This is a genomic window from Geomicrobium sp. JSM 1781026, from assembly GCF_041949955.1.
Taxonomy (GTDB): Bacteria; Bacillota; Bacilli; order Bacillales; family Marinococcaceae; genus Geomicrobium_A.
The window spans coordinates 378,681-395,539 of record NZ_JBHFQF010000001.1; the positions used below are offsets into that span (position 1 = coordinate 378,681).

Annotated in this window: 16 protein-coding genes and 1 other annotated feature; all 16 genes read left to right on the forward strand. The window is 45.2% G+C overall.

Translation table 11 applies throughout. The features are described 5' to 3' along the window. Window positions 1-81: 81 nt before the first annotated feature. Window positions 82-1,185, forward strand: a complete 1,104-nt coding sequence (spoVE, locus tag ACE1TF_RS01900) for a stage V sporulation protein E (RefSeq protein ID WP_375013803.1) — start codon at window positions 82-84, stop codon at window positions 1,183-1,185. Window positions 1,186-1,224: 39 nt separating this feature from the next. Next, complete coding sequence (gene murG / locus ACE1TF_RS01905) at window positions 1,225-2,328, forward strand: undecaprenyldiphospho-muramoylpentapeptide beta-N-acetylglucosaminyltransferase (protein WP_375013805.1); 1,104 nt, start codon at window positions 1,225-1,227, stop codon at window positions 2,326-2,328. A 36-nt stretch (window positions 2,329-2,364) separates the two neighbouring features. Next, a complete protein-coding gene (locus ACE1TF_RS01910; protein WP_375013807.1) occupies window positions 2,365-3,198 on the forward strand; it encodes a cell division protein FtsQ/DivIB in 834 nt (277 codons plus the stop codon). A 293-nt stretch (window positions 3,199-3,491) separates the two neighbouring features. After that, entirely contained in the window at window positions 3,492-4,778 is a 1,287-nt protein-coding gene (gene ftsA / locus ACE1TF_RS01915) for a cell division protein FtsA (protein ID WP_375013809.1), read from the forward strand. 35 nt (window positions 4,779-4,813) lie between these two features. Continuing rightward, window positions 4,814-5,962: a cell division protein FtsZ gene (gene ftsZ, locus ACE1TF_RS01920; protein WP_042430654.1), complete on the forward strand. Its 1,149-nt coding sequence runs from the start codon at window positions 4,814-4,816 to the stop codon at window positions 5,960-5,962. A gap of 292 nt (window positions 5,963-6,254) precedes the next feature. After that, complete coding sequence (locus ACE1TF_RS01925) at window positions 6,255-7,181, forward strand: sigma-E processing peptidase SpoIIGA (protein WP_375013812.1); 927 nt, start codon at window positions 6,255-6,257, stop codon at window positions 7,179-7,181. A 31-nt stretch (window positions 7,182-7,212) separates the two neighbouring features. Then, window positions 7,213-7,935: an RNA polymerase sporulation sigma factor SigE gene (sigE, locus tag ACE1TF_RS01930; protein ID WP_255343733.1), complete on the forward strand. Its 723-nt coding sequence runs from the start codon at window positions 7,213-7,215 to the stop codon at window positions 7,933-7,935. Between the two features lie 164 nt (window positions 7,936-8,099). Further along, window positions 8,100-8,882, forward strand: a complete 783-nt coding sequence (gene sigG / locus ACE1TF_RS01935) for an RNA polymerase sporulation sigma factor SigG (RefSeq protein ID WP_042400821.1) — start codon at window positions 8,100-8,102, stop codon at window positions 8,880-8,882. A 966-nt stretch (window positions 8,883-9,848) separates the two neighbouring features. Beyond that, window positions 9,849-10,094, forward strand: coding sequence for a YlmC/YmxH family sporulation protein (locus tag ACE1TF_RS01940; protein WP_042401922.1), 246 nt, complete (start codon window positions 9,849-9,851; stop codon window positions 10,092-10,094). A gap of 90 nt (window positions 10,095-10,184) precedes the next feature. Beyond that, a complete protein-coding gene (gene pgeF / locus ACE1TF_RS01945; protein WP_375013815.1) occupies window positions 10,185-11,018 on the forward strand; it encodes a peptidoglycan editing factor PgeF in 834 nt (277 codons plus the stop codon). After that, the gene (locus ACE1TF_RS01950; protein ID WP_042401924.1) at window positions 11,015-11,707 is read left to right on the forward strand and encodes a YggS family pyridoxal phosphate-dependent enzyme; all 693 of its coding nucleotides are present in this window, start codon (window positions 11,015-11,017) and stop codon (window positions 11,705-11,707) included. Before pgeF ends, ACE1TF_RS01950 begins: the two co-directional genes overlap by 4 nt. A gap of 13 nt (window positions 11,708-11,720) precedes the next feature. Beyond that, a complete protein-coding gene (locus tag ACE1TF_RS01955; RefSeq protein ID WP_042401927.1) occupies window positions 11,721-12,134 on the forward strand; it encodes a cell division protein SepF in 414 nt (137 codons plus the stop codon). 22 nt (window positions 12,135-12,156) lie between these two features. Next, window positions 12,157-12,411, forward strand: coding sequence for a YggT family protein (locus tag ACE1TF_RS01960; protein WP_042423536.1), 255 nt, complete (start codon window positions 12,157-12,159; stop codon window positions 12,409-12,411). Window positions 12,412-12,414: 3 nt separating this feature from the next. Continuing rightward, window positions 12,415-13,188 (forward strand): YlmH family RNA-binding protein, encoded by a 774-nt coding sequence (locus ACE1TF_RS01965; protein WP_042401930.1) that lies wholly within the window; start codon window positions 12,415-12,417, stop codon window positions 13,186-13,188. Between the two features lie 18 nt (window positions 13,189-13,206). After that, complete coding sequence (locus tag ACE1TF_RS01970) at window positions 13,207-13,725, forward strand: DivIVA domain-containing protein (protein WP_042401933.1); 519 nt, start codon at window positions 13,207-13,209, stop codon at window positions 13,723-13,725. A gap of 49 nt (window positions 13,726-13,774) precedes the next feature. After that, window positions 13,775-14,001: a binding site (T-box leader), on the forward strand. A gap of 37 nt (window positions 14,002-14,038) precedes the next feature. Then, complete coding sequence (gene ileS / locus ACE1TF_RS01975; protein ID WP_375013819.1) at window positions 14,039-16,792, forward strand: isoleucine--tRNA ligase; 2,754 nt, start codon at window positions 14,039-14,041, stop codon at window positions 16,790-16,792. Window positions 16,793-16,859 lie beyond the last annotated feature (67 nt).

Below are 16,859 nucleotides of genomic sequence, written 5' to 3' on the forward strand. Positions count from 1 at the left end.
TTCCTCACCCCGTCATAAGCTGTAGTATGTGCGTGTCCTTTTTGGACAAAGCATGACGTTGCGATGTGACGGGGTGAAATTATGAGTGAAAAGAAAAAAACGGCAGACGGTCTACTGTTGTTTGCCATTGGTGCTCTATTAATTATTGGGGTCATCATGGTGTACAGTGCAAGTGCGGCATGGGGAGAGTATCGTTTCTCCGATCCGTACTATTTCGCAAAGCGACAGATGTTATTTGCTTTTGTCGGTGTGATCGGTATGACGATTATGATGCATGTTGATTATTGGAACTGGCGTAGGTTTACGTTGCTCGGTCTTTTTATCTGTTTTGGCTTGCTCATTCTCGTCCTCATTCCAGGCGTAGGCCTTGTGCGAGGCGGTGCGCAAAGCTGGATCGGGGTAGGGGCATTTTCGATTCAGCCGTCAGAGTTTATGAAACTGGCTATGATTGCGTTTTTAGCACACTGGTTGGCAGCCAACCCACAAAAGATCCAATCGTTTAAGACCGGCTTACTTCCACTTTTAGCGATCATTTTTACAGCTTTTGGGTTGATCATGCTACAACCCGATTTAGGAACAGGCGCGGTAATGGTGGCTACATCGTTTGTCATCTTATTCGTAGCGGGGGCAAGAGTCAGACACTTTGCTGTAATGGGTGGGATTGGTGTTGCAGGTTTTGTCGGGCTAATCGCTTCCGCACCGTATCGAATTGATCGGATTACGTCGTTTATGGATCCGTGGAGTGACCCACTCGGCACAGGGTTTCAAATTATTCAATCACTTTATGCTATAGGTCCTGGCGGACTTTTCGGAATGGGGTTTGGTGAAAGTAGGCAAAAGTACTTTTACTTGCCTGAGCCGCAAACCGATTTTATTTTTGCGGTGATCGCTGAAGAAGGAGGATTTATCGCAGGTGTCGCTGTCATTTCGTTGTTTGCGATTATTCTTTGGCGGGGGGTTCGTACTGCACTATTAGCACCTGATTCGTTTGGCACATATCTTGCAGTTGGAATCGTTGGTATGCTGTTCATACAAGTCGCAATTAATGTCGGGGTTGTAATCGGCCTTATTCCGGTAACTGGAATTACGTTGCCACTTTTAAGCTATGGTGGGTCTTCGTTAACACTCATGCTTGTAGCCCTAGGCATTTTAGTTAACATTAGCAGTAATGTTCGCAGCGTATAGTTGTGCGCATTTATATTTACACATGAAAAGGTGAAAAACATGAAAGTTCTACTCACAGGAGGCGGCACCGGAGGTCACATTTATCCGGCGCTCGCACTCGTTCATACAATACAAAAACAAAACCCCGACGCCCAGTTTTTATACGTTGGAACAGAAAACGGATTGGAAAGTACCATTGTGCCAAAACAAAACATCCCTTTCCAAACGATTGAAATTTCCGGATTCAAACGAAAGCTTTCGTTTGAAAACGTGAAGACGGTGCAACGGTTTTTGCGTGGAACGAAAAAAGCTAAATCAATCATTAAACAGTTTCAACCCGATGTGGCGATTGGCACAGGCGGCTATGTTGCCGGACCGGTCATGTATGCTGCTTCAAAAGCAGGGGTGCCGACAATTATTCATGAACAAAATAGCATTCCTGGCTTGACGAACAAGTTTCTTAGTCGCTACGCCGATCGAGTGGCGATTTCGTTTCACGAAGCGAAACAATACTTTAAAGAAGAGAAAGTTGTTTTTACAGGGAATCCAAGAGCAACCGAAGCATTGGAAGCACCAGAACTAGACATTCACAATGAATTTGGCATGGATCGTAGGCTCCCTATTGTGCTAGTCGTAGGTGGAAGTCGGGGGGCGAGACCGATTCACGAGGCGTTTTTAGATGCGTTACCAAAAATGACCGACAAAACTTGCCAATTCTTGTACGTTACTGGAGACGTACACTATGATAAAGTAAAGGAAACATTAAATGAAACGAAGAATGCTCAACATGTGGTCATCCGCCCGTTTTTGCACAACATGCCGAGTGTACTAAAGCGTGTGGATGCGATCATAAGCCGAGCGGGGGCAACAACGCTTGCAGAAATTACGGCGATGGGGATTCCTTCAATACTTATCCCAAGCCCGTACGTGACGAACAATCATCAAGAGCATAATGCTAGGTCGCTAGAGCGCGTGGGGGCAGCGATTGTCCGAAAAGAATCAGAATGGACGGCTGAGCAAATGGAGGCAGATTTGGCCTATTTATTCCAAGACCAAAACCAGTTACAAATGAGCGATAATGCCAAAAAGGCAGCCGTACCAGATGCTGGTGAGCGAATGTACGCACTCGTGCAAGAATTAATGAACTCCGGTTCTTCGACCTAGTAGAAACGTGCTCCGTTCGTAAAAGGAGTGAGGTATATGTCTGACGACCAAAAAGTCATATCCGTACAAGATCGCATTCCGGCGCTGAAAGAACAGCGGAAAAAGCGAGCCAACCGACGACTGATTCTGTATGTGAGTATTTTTTTCATACTCATTGCAGCAGTTGTCTATTTTCAGTCACCGTTAAGCCATATTCAAACCATCCAAGTCGAAGGCCAAGAAATAGGGGAGGAGCAAGAAATCCTTTCTGCCAGTGGTCTAGAAACAGGGACAAGCATTTGGTCTGCGGATTTTGACGCAGCAGAGCAAACCATCACACAAATTCCATACGTTGACTCTGTAGAAGTAAGACGCTCATTGCCCACAACCGTGCGCATCGTTGTTAATGAGCGAGAGCGAACCGCCTATATTGAGCAGGAAGGTCAGTTTATTCCGGTTTATGGCAACGGAAACTTGATGGAAGAGCAAAGTTTATCAACGCATCCAAGTGATGCACCGGTCATTTATAATTGGACAGAAGACCGTTTGTTAGAACGGTTTTTTGAAGAGCTCGATCAGCTCGGGGACGGCATTGTGAATCATATCTCTGAAATTCATCCGCTTGAAGACGATCCAACGCACCTTAGGCTATACATGAACGATGGCATTGAAGTTGAGACGACTGTGAACCAATTTGCGGATCATATGACGCCGTACCCAACGATTGCAAGGCAAATTTCAGCCCCAGAAGATGGCGTTTTACACATGAAAATGAGCCCTTACTTTGAAGCATTTCAATGGGAAGAAGAAGATGAAGAGATGGAAGAGCACATCGATACTGGAGAAGGCGGAGTCGAGCAACCTGAAGAAGAATCAACAGACGAAGCATAAGGTGGCACTTTTGGTGGGCTACAACTGGAAACAGTGAGTGAAACGAACGATAGGGGAGAGAGAAGCTGTGGCTTTTGTTCTAGTCGCAATGTAGAGCGTTTTTCGCTTCCCTAGTCGGTGAACATAGTGTAGACTTGTACATAGTAATTCTTTTTCCAAATGAAAAAGGGATTTGCTGTATTGAGATCGAACTAAATCTAAGTAAGTCGTTTTCCAATGCGAACGAAGCTTAATCTTGTAAACAATGAATAACAGAAACTAGGTAGAGTTTTTATCAGTAGGAGGTACCACGCATGGACAGTAATGAATTATATGTCAGTCTCGATGTTGGTACAGCCGAGGTACGTGTCATGATCGGAGAGATGTCAGCAGGGATGCTGAACATCATTGGAGTAGGAAATGCGACTTCAACAGGGATAAAAAAAGGTGCAGTTGTTGACATAGATGCTACTGTCAAAGCCATCCGTCAAGCGGTTGAGAAGGCCGAGAGAATGGTGGGTATGTCAATTAAGCAAGTGGTTGTAGGCATTAACGGAAACCATATTGATCTCCATCAGAGTCACGGAATCGTTGCAGTATCCAGTACGAATAAAGAGATCACGGACGAAGACATTGATCGTGTGAAAGACGCTGCAAGTGTCGTTAGCATTCCTCATGATCGTGAAATTGTTGATGTTGTGCCTTTGCAGTATATTGTAGACGGTTACGATGGCATTACGGACCCGACAGGTATGATTGGTGTTCGTCTTGAAATGGAAGGGCTAATGGTGACAGGCTCGAAAACCGTTTTACATAACCTACTGCGTTGCGTAGAAAAAGCAAACTTGGAAATTATCGACATCTTCTTGCAGCCGCTCGCGGCTGGGGAAATCGCTGTTTCTGATGATGAGCGATCGCTCGGCGTTGGTTTGGTTGATGTAGGTGGCGGACAGACGACCGTCTCCTTTTTCCAACACGGTGGGCTTGTCGCCACGCATGTATTACCGATTGGTGGAATGCATGTAACGAGTGACTTATCTGCAGGGCTTCGAACGACAATGGGACAAGCTGAACAAGTGAAGATTGAACACGGACATGCGTTTATCGATGATGCATCCAACGATGTGACGACGAAGATCGTTCCGATGGGCAATCACGATGGTGAAGAGTATTCACAACAAGATCTTGCTCATATCATTGAACCGAGAATGGAAGAGATTTTTTCACTCGTAGAAGACACGTTGAGCAAGTACGGTGATATTCCTGCAGGTGTTGTACTCACTGGTGGCGGCGTCATGATTCCTGGAACGTTGGAACTTGCCAGAGATGTGATGGGAAGAAACCTTCGCATGGCCATCCCAGATTATATCGGGGTGAGAGAACCACGGTATACAAATGCCGTAGGACTCATTGAATTTGCCCATAAGCATGTTAAAATGCTTAGTAAAGAGATGGTTGCAGCAACAGCCGACACTGAAGAGTTGCCGGCAGAACCTGCTCGCAAAAAAAGACAAGCTGAGAAACACGTAAACGAACAAAATGAGAACAGTCCTGGTGTAAAAAAACGCGTACGTAATTTCTTTAAAGTGTTTTTTGAATAAAGCAGGCACATTTGACTGAATGAGGGGGACCTGAAATGCTAGAGTTTGAAATGGACATGGACCAACTCGCCCAAATTAAAGTCATTGGGGTCGGAGGTGGAGGTTCAAACGCGGTAAACCGTATGATTGAAAATGGCCTCCAAGGTGTAGAGTTTATTGCAGTAAATACGGATGCACAAGCACTCCAACTTTCACAAGCTGAAACGAAGTTGCAATTAGGTGGAAAGCTTACTAGAGGTCTTGGAGCAGGTGCGAATCCAGATATCGGAAAAAAAGCTGCAGAAGAGAGCAAGGAACAGATTGAAGAATCGTTAACCGGCGCTGACATGGTGTTTATTACTGCCGGAATGGGTGGAGGAACTGGAACAGGTGCCGCCCCTGTTATTGCTGAAATTGCTAAAGAAATCGGCGCTCTTACTGTTGGTGTTGTCACACGACCTTTCTCTTTTGAAGGGAAGAAGCGTTCAACCCATGCGAGCGATGGTATTGAAGCACTAAAAGAAAAGGTTGACACGCTAATTGTCATACCAAACGATCGTTTGCTTGAGATTGTCGACAAGAATACACCGATGTTAGAGGCGTTCCGTGAAGCGGACAACGTACTCCGTCAAGGTGTACAAGGCATATCTGATTTAATTGCTACACCCGGTCTCATTAACTTAGACTTTGCCGATGTGAAAACGGTCATGAGCGAGAAAGGTTCGGCTCTGATGGGGATTGGCATTGCTACCGGTGAAAACCGTGCTGCTGAGGCAGCGAAAAAAGCGGTTTCAAGCCCCCTTTTAGAAACGTCAGTAGACGGGGCACAAGGGGTATTAATGAACATTACAGGTGGCAGCAACCTAAGTCTATTTGAAGTTCATGAAGCGGCTGAGATCGTTTCAGACGCCTCTGATCCTGAAGTGAACATGATTTTTGGTTCCGTCATTAACGAGAATCTGAAAGAAGAGATTGTCGTCACGGTTATTGCGACCGGTTTTGATGACCAAACTGAAAAGAAGCACAGGCAGCAAAAGACAAGAGGGACAGCTCCTAAACGTCAACAAACGGTTCAAAGCAATGAGTCCGAACGACCGTCGCAATCAAACCGTCAATCGTCATATGAGGAACCACCTCAACAATCTCAAACAGAAGAAGATTCATTGGATATTCCGGCATTTCTTAGAAATCGCCGCCGTAAATAACAAGTAAACGTCCGGTACAACCTTTCGAGGTTGTACCGGACGTTTTTCTTTTGATTCCCCAATGTTTTTTCAACATATCACGCCCTCGCTGTATCCCTTGTAAATAGGGGGTGTCAAACTTTGCCTAGAGTGAACACTTCTGTCTTTCGACACAATGGAACGAAAAGGTTGAAAAACAGCGACCTGGTCACTCTAACAAAATGACATACTTCGAAACCGCTGCAGACTATACTTATATCAAGAGTTTAGCAAGGAAAATGAATCCTTCGTGAAGGGAGGATGTGCAGGTGTCTTGACGTTATACATAGATATTATCTATGGATTGAATACGATCGTAACCATTTCACTTTTGTATATGACGGGGAAATGGGTTGGATATGAAATAAAGCCTGTTCGCATCGTCTGCACAGCGCTAGTTACCGGCTTACCCTTGTTCCTTTGGATGACGGATTATAGCGTATATTTGGCATCTCCAATTTCGCAATTTTTCATCTGTTTAGGAGCGGTGTTGCTTGCTTTCGGTTTTCAGACGTTTTGGCGGCTTTTTAAAACGGTTGCCGCCTTTTATTTTATTTCGATTTTATCTGGTGGTGCGGTCGTTGCAATGAGCTGGTTTTTCCAGTCTTCAGCACTCGTTCAAAGCTGGAGAGCCACTTCTACATGGCATTTATTAGATCATATGCACGCACTGCTCGTACTATCCACAATCCCCGTCGTTCTAATTTTAAGTGAAATTGTCAAACGTGCCGTGAAAGAAGACAAGAAGATGATGAAAAAGCTTGTGCGAGTATCGATTCGAATGACAGAAACGGATGATTGGATTGACACTTGTGCGCTCGTTGATACTGGCAATCAATTGAAAGATCCGATCTCAAGGAAGCCCGTCGTTTTAGCAGAAGCATCGATTGTGCGCCCATTGCTCGATGAAGCATCCTTTGCTCAGTTTATCGAATGGATCGCAACAGACGGAAGTCAAGGTGCCAATCTTTGGGATGATAAAATCCGTGTCATACCGTACCGTGCTGTCGGGAGCAGCCATGGATTTATCTTTGCTGTTGTCGCCTTTGAAGTTGTCATTTGGATTGATGACGAGCGAAAAGTGAACTCTCACACCCTTATTGGATTTGAGGACAAACCGTTTTCGACTGAAGGCAAATTTCAATGCATCATTCCTCCGGACTTACTTCCGGACGAAACACTGTCAGAACAGGCCAGTTAAACACGCAACACTCACCGAAGGGGGATTTACTTTGTGGAAGAAATCAAAAAAGATGATTACAATTCGTTGGTATCGCCTGCTCGTCCGCCTCGGCATTAAACCTGATGAAATTTATTATATCGGTGGAAGCGAAGCCTTGCCTCCACCGCTTTCGAAAGAGGAAGAAAAAGATTTACTAGACCGTTTGCCTTATGGTGACCCTGAAGTACGTGGGCGTCTAATTGAACGAAACTTGCGCCTCGTTGTCTACATTGCTCGTAAATTTGAAAACACGGGCATTAATATTGAGGATCTCATTAGCATCGGAACGATCGGGCTCATCAAAGCTGTGAATACATTCAACCCAGAAAAGAAGATCAAGCTGGCAACCTATGCCTCACGTTGTATTGAGAATGAAATTCTCATGTATTTACGCAGAAATAACAAAACTCGTTCAGAAATTTCGTTTGATGAGCCGTTAAACGTTGACTGGGATGGAAACGAACTCTTACTTTCGGATGTAATGGGTACTGACGATGATATTATTACTCGTGACCTCGAAGATAAGGTCGATAAATCATTGCTCAGAAGAGCATTGACGACATTAAACCCCCGAGAGAAACAAATTATGGAACTTCGTTTTGGTTTAGCAGGAACAAAAGAAAAAACGCAAAAAGATGTGGCAGATATGTTAGGCATATCGCAATCATACATTTCTAGGTTGGAAAAACGAATCATTCGCAGACTAAGAAAAGAATTTAATAAAATGGTGTGATCAAGAAAGTCTCATTGGACTGCGGTTCTACGTAAGATTGTTCGCTCCAACCTTTCTTTTAGGACGAAACCGAACGCATAAAAAAACCTCCCACGGACATACTGAACATGAAAGCAGGATGAACGTTGAAGTTCTCTGCTATGACGCCGTGGGAGGGAACGCATGTGACACGCAACAAGGTAGAAATCTGCGGAGTTGATACGTCAAAGTTACCCGTACTTAAAAATGACGAAATGCGAGTGTTGTTCACTGAATTGCAAGCAGGAGATGAACGAGCACGAGAAACGTTAGTCAATGGGAATTTGAGACTTGTACTTAGTGTGATTCAACGGTTTAACAATCGAGGAGAATTTGTTGATGACTTGTTCCAGGTCGGATGTATTGGACTTATGAAATCCATAGATAATTTTGACCTAAGTCATAATGTGCGTTTTTCTACGTATGCCGTACCGATGATTATTGGAGAAATTCGTCGTTATTTACGAGACAACAACCCGATCAGAGTGTCGAGGTCTCTAAGAGATACAGCTTACAAAGCTTTGCAAGTTCGAGATCGGTTGATGGCAGAGAAAAACCGTACGACCGAACCGACCGTACAAGAAATCGCCAAGGAGTTAGACCTTCCAAAAGAAGACGTCGTTTACGCTCTAGACGCGATTCAAGACCCTGTATCATTATTTGAACCGATCTATAACGACGGTGGAGACCCGATATACGTAATGGACCAGATTAGCGATGATAAAGAGAAAGATAGCACGTGGGTTGAGCACATCGCCATCCAAGAAGCGATGATTCGATTAAACGAACGAGAAAAAAAGATATTGGACATGCGATTTTTCCAAGGAAAAACACAAATGGAAGTTGCCGAAGAAATCGGCATCTCTCAAGCGCAAGTATCCAGACTAGAAAAAGCAGCCATTCAGCAAATGAACAAACATACAAGGTAACCACACAGTGTTGTGGTCAATAAACCAGCCCCTAATAGATTCATAGGGCTGGTTTTTCGTCGAGGAGCAAGAGGCCCAGCGCCTAACTAGCACGCACGTTTACTCATATCACTTTCGTTCTTCTCAAAATGCACAGTTGGTTCTTGATTTACTACAGGCGGAAGCTTTTGCTCGAGAGCATAAGTGCAACATCGGAGGCCCGGAACGCCCACCGTGTTTTCTTTACAGTCCAGAGCATAAGTGCAACATACCTCGGTACTGCGCTTTTGTCTAATTTGGTTGGATGCTCGGTGTTGGTAATTTCTAGGAGATCGGCGATCTAGACCACGCCCAAAATGGTCTAGGTCACGGTAAAAAGGGCGATTTTCCAATATACTTGACGATCTATATGGAATGAACTTAGCATTTTCTGGATTTGCATTGTTGGGTGGAAGGGGTAGCGCGGTGCTGGGTGCCATTTTGCGCGCTAGTTTCCCCCATCTGCGCGCAAGTTTGCGCTTTTGACCAATCTTAGCTCCGATTCCACCAAACTTGCGCGCAGTTTGTTCCAACTTGCGCGCAGATTCCAGGCTGAAGTGCCAACGACATGTCGGCCCCAGAGGGGCCGAAGCCAAATCGAACTCGGTTCGGCGCGGGGATTGTACACGTGAGCCGGTAATCTGTTCCCGAGTTTGCTCATTCTTGTTCCCGAGTTTATGAGAATCCATCGCTTTTGCTGCGATTTTCTTCAACTTGAGCGCAGTTTCCACGTCACAAAGCTTACCATGGGTTTTTGAAGAAATTCTTACGTTCAACGTATTTCGTTACGTATATATCGGAGGGAACACAAAACTAGCGCTACTCATTTCATCTGTCTTTACCGTGTAATTTACAAATATCAATAATTTCACGTACTGTATTGAGTTGCAATTTAAGTGAGATAATCCATTGAAACTCATCATATGGATAAGCAAAGGAGGTTTGGCAATGCTCAAGATTACAGACCTACAATCCAAAGAAGTTGTTAACGTCCAAACAGGGAAACGTCTCGGTATGCTTGGAGATGTAGATATTAACTTGTCAACAGGAATGATTGAATCGTTAATTATTAGCAATTCCGGTCGCATGCTCGGAATGTTTGGCAAAGATGATGAAATGGTGATTCCTTGGAATCAAATCGCAAAAATCGGGACTGATGTAATACTCGTTTATGTTTACGGGCAGGACGCGTGACCCGAGTTTTTGAATATCATGACGATTGCTACCGTACAGTAGGGGAAATGTGCTAAAATATAGAGGAGAATATGAAAAGGAAGGCGAATTATGTCCAAAGAACCTTTCGTATTAGATGATACAAATGAATTTTTTACACTTCCATCTCCTCCAGGAGATGTGAAAGCTGGATTTTCGACGCGAAAACAAGGGGTAAGTTCAGCACCCTATAACTCATTAAATCTCGGTCTTCACGTTAGTGACCGTAACGAAGACGTCTTGGAGAATCGGTCACGATTTGCAGCCAGCATCGGTCGTGACGAACAATCATTTGTATTTGCTGAGCAAGTACATGGCAACGACGTGCAACGGGTCGGTTCCCTCGACCGAGGGGCAGGCAGCGAAACGTTGGCAACGGCAATTGCGGGGGCAGATGGGTTTTATACGACTGATCCGACGGTCACCCTCATGAGTCTTTACGCAGACTGTGTTCCCCTTTTCTTTATTGGAGAGGAAGGGAAGATTGTCGGTTTAGCTCATGCGGGATGGAAGGGTACGGTAGGTCAGATCGGCTCAAACATGCTCGGAGCTTGGAAAGAAGAAGGTGTGGATCTGCAAACGGTGCATGCTTACATCGGTCCGTCGATCGGACAAGCAAATTATGAAGTGAACGATACGATTATTACGAGTGTGGATGCTTGTTTGCCTCATTCGGTACGACGACCTTACTACCCGACAAACCCGGGTAAGTATCAATTGGATCTAAAAGAGACGAACAGAGTGTTGCTCCAAAGTGCCGGAGTGCCAGAGGCCAATCTCCATGTGAGTACGTATTGTACATACAAAGAAGCAGATTGGTTTTATTCACATCGACGAGACGGAGCGAAGACTGGGAGAATGGCAGCATTTATCGGATTGAACTGTGGGAGTGTTACTGACCAATGAGCGTGAAAGAAAATGTAGAGCTCGTGGAAGAGCGGATCACGAATGCTCGTGAGCGTGGCGGTTTTGGACAAGCGGTCACAACCGTTGCTGTTACGAAGTACGTATCAACAAATACGGCACAACAAGCGCTGGACTTTGGCATTCGTCATCTTGGAGAAAGCCGAACTGAAGGCTTGGTTGAAAAGCAAGATGCCCTTCAAGGTCGTGAAGCAAGCTGGCACTTTATCGGTCAACTTCAAAGCCGCAAAGTGAAAGATGTCGTCAACCGGATTGACTATTTGCATTCATTGGACCGACGCTCGTTAGCGAAAGAGATTCAAAAGCGTTATACGAAGGACGAATCTCTTCGTTGCTTTGTGCAAGTGAATGTCTCAGGCGAAGCGTCGAAGTCAGGCCTTCATCCCGAAGAGGCAATTTCTTTTGTTGAATCGTTAGCTGAGTTTGACAAGATTGAAGTTGTCGGTTTGATGACGATGGCACCGTACACGGATGATCCTGAACAAACGAGGCCGTATTTCAAGCAGTTGAAAGAACTGCAGTCGACGGTTCAGAGCCACAAATGGCAGCACGCGCCGTGCACAGAATTGTCGATGGGCATGTCCAATGATTTTGAACTAGCGATTGAAGAAGGAGCAACATACATTCGACTCGGATCAACACTCGTCGGCGATGAACGAAACGAATCGTAAAGGGGGCGTTCGCATGAGTATGAAGTCAAGATTCAAACGCTTTTTCGATGTGGATGAAGATTATATTGAAGAAGAAATTGAAGTTCCACATACCGAAGATTCGAATTCGTCTTCAACAGAGAATAAGAAGAACGTCGTGAGCTTGCAAAGCGTGCAGCAGTCTGCGAAGATGGTGTTAATTGAACCACGTACCTATGAAGAAGCTCAAGATGTAGCTGACCATTTAAAGAATCGACGTTCGGTTATTTTAAACATGCAACGCATTCAGCGCGATCAAGCGAAACGAATTGTCGACTTTCTTAGTGGGACCGTTTATGCGATCGGTGGAGACATTCAAAAAGTCGGAAGCAACATCTTTTTAGTCACTCCGGACAACGTAGAAATTTCAGGGGCGATTTCTGAAGTGTTACAACAAGAATTTGAGTAAATGAGGTTGAGGTGAACAATAAATGGTGTTAATCGGAAACATTATTGTAATGGCATTAACGTTGTTACAATTGGCTGTGTTTATTTACGTGTTATCGAGTTGGCTTCCTGGGTTAAGAGAGTCGCAATTCGGGGAAGCACTCGGCAAAGTTGTTGAGCCGGTAATGGAGCCATTTCGAAAGATTATCCCGCCCATCGGCATGATTGACATTTCACCGATTGTGGCATTGCTTGCGCTTTATCTAGCACGAATGGGCGCAATGAGCATCTTCTATTAACGGATGGATATTTTTCAGCATTACCGTCAAGAAGAACACGGGTTTATTGAACTCGTGCAAGATTGGAAAGAAACGGTCGGAACGGTTTATGAAGCCAAACTGTCTGGTTTTTTAGACCCTCGAGAATGTGACATCGTCCGCGATGTGATCGGTGCCGACGACAATGTAAAAGTGGCGTTTTTCGGAGGTGTGGACGAGGCGGAGCGACAGCGCGCACTCGTCTATCCGTTTTTTGAGTCCCCGGAACGGAGTCGCTTTCACATTACGGTGTTCCAGGCGTCATTTGACCCGAAATTCACTTCGTTGAGTCATCCGGATCTGTTAGGTGCACTCATGGGTCTTGGTGTTAAACGAGAGATGTATGGCGATTTACACGTGTTTGATACGTTTGTACAATGGTTTGTTACCGGAGAGATGGAAGACTTCGTCCGCACCCATTTTAATCAAGCGGGAAATACGAGTATCGTACCGAAGGTCGTGTCGTTAGACGAGGCTGTTCCAATGCGTGAAGTGTGGGAAGAGCGCTCAGGGTTTGTATCGTCCCTTCGTCTTGATACGGTCATTGCAGAGCTTTTCAAGCTATCCAGGTCTAAGGCGAAAGCGTTAGTAGAACGAGAGCGAGTGAAAGTGAATTGGAAGGTCGTCGACCAACCTGCCTTTGTGCTAAGAGAAGGTGATACACTGTCGGTTCGTCAATACGGCAGGCGAAAACTGTTGTCACTTGGCTCGACAACAAAAAAAGGCAATGTGCGTATTCACTATGGAGAACAAAAATAAATACGGAGGTGGTAGGTTTTGGCATTAACACCGATGGACATCCATAATAAACAGTTTACAAAAGGCTTTCGAGGGTATGATATGGACGAGGTGAATGAATTTCTCGACCAGGTGATTAAAGATTATGAGACGGTCATTCGAGAAAAGGAAGAACTGTTTACAAAGGTGAACGAGCTTGAAAGTCGATTGGATCACTTTTCCAATATTGAAGAAACGCTGAACAAGTCGATTCTCGTTGCACAAGAATCTGCAGAAGAAGTGAAGCGGAGCGCAAAGAAAGAATCACAGCTGATCATTAAAGAGTCTGAGAAAAACGCCGATCGGATTATTAATGATGCGCTATCTAAGTCGCGAAAGATTGCACTAGAACTTGAAGAGCTTAAGAAACAAGCGGCTGTTTATCGGATGCGTTTTAAGATGCTGATCGAAGCGCAACTGGAATTGTTGGATGATGAAGATTGGGATAGTCTTACAGATGTACAAGAAGAAGACGAACAGGAACTTCAGCATACATATGATGATCGTGAAAGTCGTTGACTTGACGTTTGCGCCATTTTCCAATATACTACATGCAAATTACACGTAATATGAAGCAAAGATGAGGACAGTAACAAAAACACGAGCTTGGCAAAGCGAGTTGGGGACGGTGGGAGCCCAATACGAGCCGTTTTTGTGAAGATCACCTCGGAGCTATCGTAAAGAAGCTATGAACTTATAGTGGTAGACTACGACGTGACCAAGCGATAATTGGGCTTGAGTGGCTGCGAACGAGCAGTTATCAGGGTGGTACCGCGGGTAAACCTCGTCCCTTTTTGTGGACGGGGTTATTTTATGTTTATAGGAGGATACGATGAATTTTAAGAAGACATTACGAATGCCAACAACTGAATTTCCAATGAGAGGGAACTTACCAAATCGAGAGCCAGTCAGGTTGGAAGAATGGAACGAAGCCGATTTATATGATCAAGTGATGGAGAAGAACAGTGACAAGCCGATGTTCGTTTTGCATGACGGACCGATTTACGCAAACGGGAACATCCACGTCGGCCATGCGATGAACCGTATCGTCAAAGATATGATCGTGAGACACCGCAATATGGATGGGTATAAAGCGCCATACGTCCCTGGTTGGGATGCGCACGGATTGCCGATTGAAACAGCGCTTACGAAAACGAAGAAAGTCGATCGTAAGAAAATGTCGATTTCAGAATTTCGGGCAGCTTGCGAGGCGTATGCGTGGGAGCAAGTGGAAAATCAAAAAGAACAATTTCAACGACTCGGTCTGATTGGGGATTGGGACGACCCTTATGTGACGCTGACGCCTGATTTCGAAGCGAATCAGATTAAAGTATTCGGCGAAATGGCGAAAGAAGGTCACGTGTATCAAGGGAAAAAGCCGGTGTACTGGTCCCCTTCTTCAGAGTCAGCATTGGCAGAAGCGGAAATTGAGTATCACGACAAACGTTCACCGTCTATTTATGTAGCTATGAAGGTGAAAGATGGACGAGGCGTACTCGATGAAACGGATGAATTTATCATCTGGACGACAACGCCGTGGACATTGCCAGCGAACCTTGGGATTTCTGTGCATCCCAAATATGAATACGTCGTCGTTGAAGCGGATGCACGCAGATTCGTCGTTGCTAAAGAGCTTCTTGAGCAAGTTCAAACGGCGTTGGAGTGGGACGCTATGAACGTCGTAAAGACAGTCACTGGCGACCAATTGGAAAACATTACCGCTCAGCACCCTTTTTATGATCGTGAATCACTCGTCATGACAGGTGACCACGTTACTGTAGAAGCGGGTACGGGTGCTGTACACACCGCACCAGGTCACGGTGAAGATGACTTTATCATCGGTCAACATTACGGTTTACCGCCACTTTGTCCCGTCGACGATAAAGGAAAAATGACGGACAAAGCTCCTGGTTTTGAAGGCCTTTTCTATGACGAAGCGAATAAACCGATTACGGAAAAGTTGGATGAAAACGGGGCTTTACTCAAGTTGCAGTTCATCACACACTCGTATCCACACGACTGGAGAACGAAAAAGCCTGTCATCTATCGAGCGACCGAACAATGGTTCGTGAGTGTTGATAATATGAGACAAGACTTACTCGATGCGATTGCTCGCGTGGAGTGGCAACCGAAGTGGGGAGAGGTACGTCTCCACAATATGATTCGAGATCGTGGCGATTGGTGCATTAGTCGTCAGCGCGTATGGGGCGTTCCTATTCCGGTGTTCTATGAAGAAGATGGGTCACCGATCATTTCTACGGAGACGATTGATCATGTGGCACAGTTGTTTAGAACTCACGGATCGAACATTTGGTTTGATTGGGAGACGAAAGATCTGTTGCCAGAAGGCTACACGTCTGAAAAAAGCCCGAACGGAAACTTTACACGTGAAACCGATATTATGGACGTATGGTTTGATTCTGGCTCTTCGCATCAAGGCGTTTTGGAAGAAAGAGCCGATCAACACCGTCCAGCAGACTTGTATTTCGAAGGATCTGACCAATACCGAGGGTGGTTTAATTCATCCCTCATCACCGCCGTTGCTGTTACAGGTGACGCTCCTTATAAGAAAGTGTTAAGCCACGGTTTTACACTGGACGGTAAAGGCGAAAAAATGTCCAAATCACTTGGAAATACAGTAGATCCGGCCAAGGTGATGAAGCAACTGGGGGCCGATATTTTACGGCTGTGGGTATCATCAACAGATTTCCAATCTGACGTTCGCGTTTCTGATGATATCTTAAAGCAAGTGTCAGAGACGTACCGTAAGATCCGTAACACGTTACGCTTTATGCTCGGCAACTTGCATGACTTTAACCCAGCAACCGACCGTGTCGCTGATCATGAACTTGGAGATATGGATCGATTCATGTACCAACGCTTAAATCGTTTAATCGATACGGCACAAAAAGGATACCGTGAATACAACTTCGGTGCGACGTATCAAGCACTTCACCACTTTTGCTCCATTGATTTGAGTGCGTTTTATATGGACGTCGCTAAAGATGCCCTCTACTGTGATCATGAAAATGATGTGCACCGCCGTGCAATGCAGACGGTTCTTTACGACAGTCTAGTTACCCTCACGAAATTGCTCACACCGATTACGCCTTATACAGCGGAAGAAGCGTGGTCATTCATTGAGGATACGAACGAAGCATTTGTTCAGCTCTCTGACATGCCTAGTCGCTTTGAAGTTGAAGGCGAAGCTGACAGGGAAGCGCGCTGGAATGAGCTTTTGCAAGTGCGTACCGTCGTGTTGAAGGCACTTGAGGAAGCGCGTTCCGAGAAAGTAATTGGCAAGTCACTAGAAGCTCACGTATCACTTACAGTGTCTCCATCAATGAAGCAGATGCTCCAGCAAATGAGTGCACCAGAAAAATTATTTATCGTATCCAAGCTCGATGTCTTGGAAGGTGAAGAAACGCACGTGAGTGTTGAAAAAGCATCAGGAGATACGTGTGAACGTTGCTGGCATGTTAAAGATGATGTTGGAGAGAACCAATCTTTCCCTATGCTCTGTGAGCGTTGTGCGGACGTCGTTGCGACGTATGATCGTGCTGTTTTGGAAGAGCCGGCAAAATAAGTATGGAGTAACGTTCCCTCATTTGTCAGAAGCTATGCGTGTACCGGTCACGTGAAAGGGATGTGGG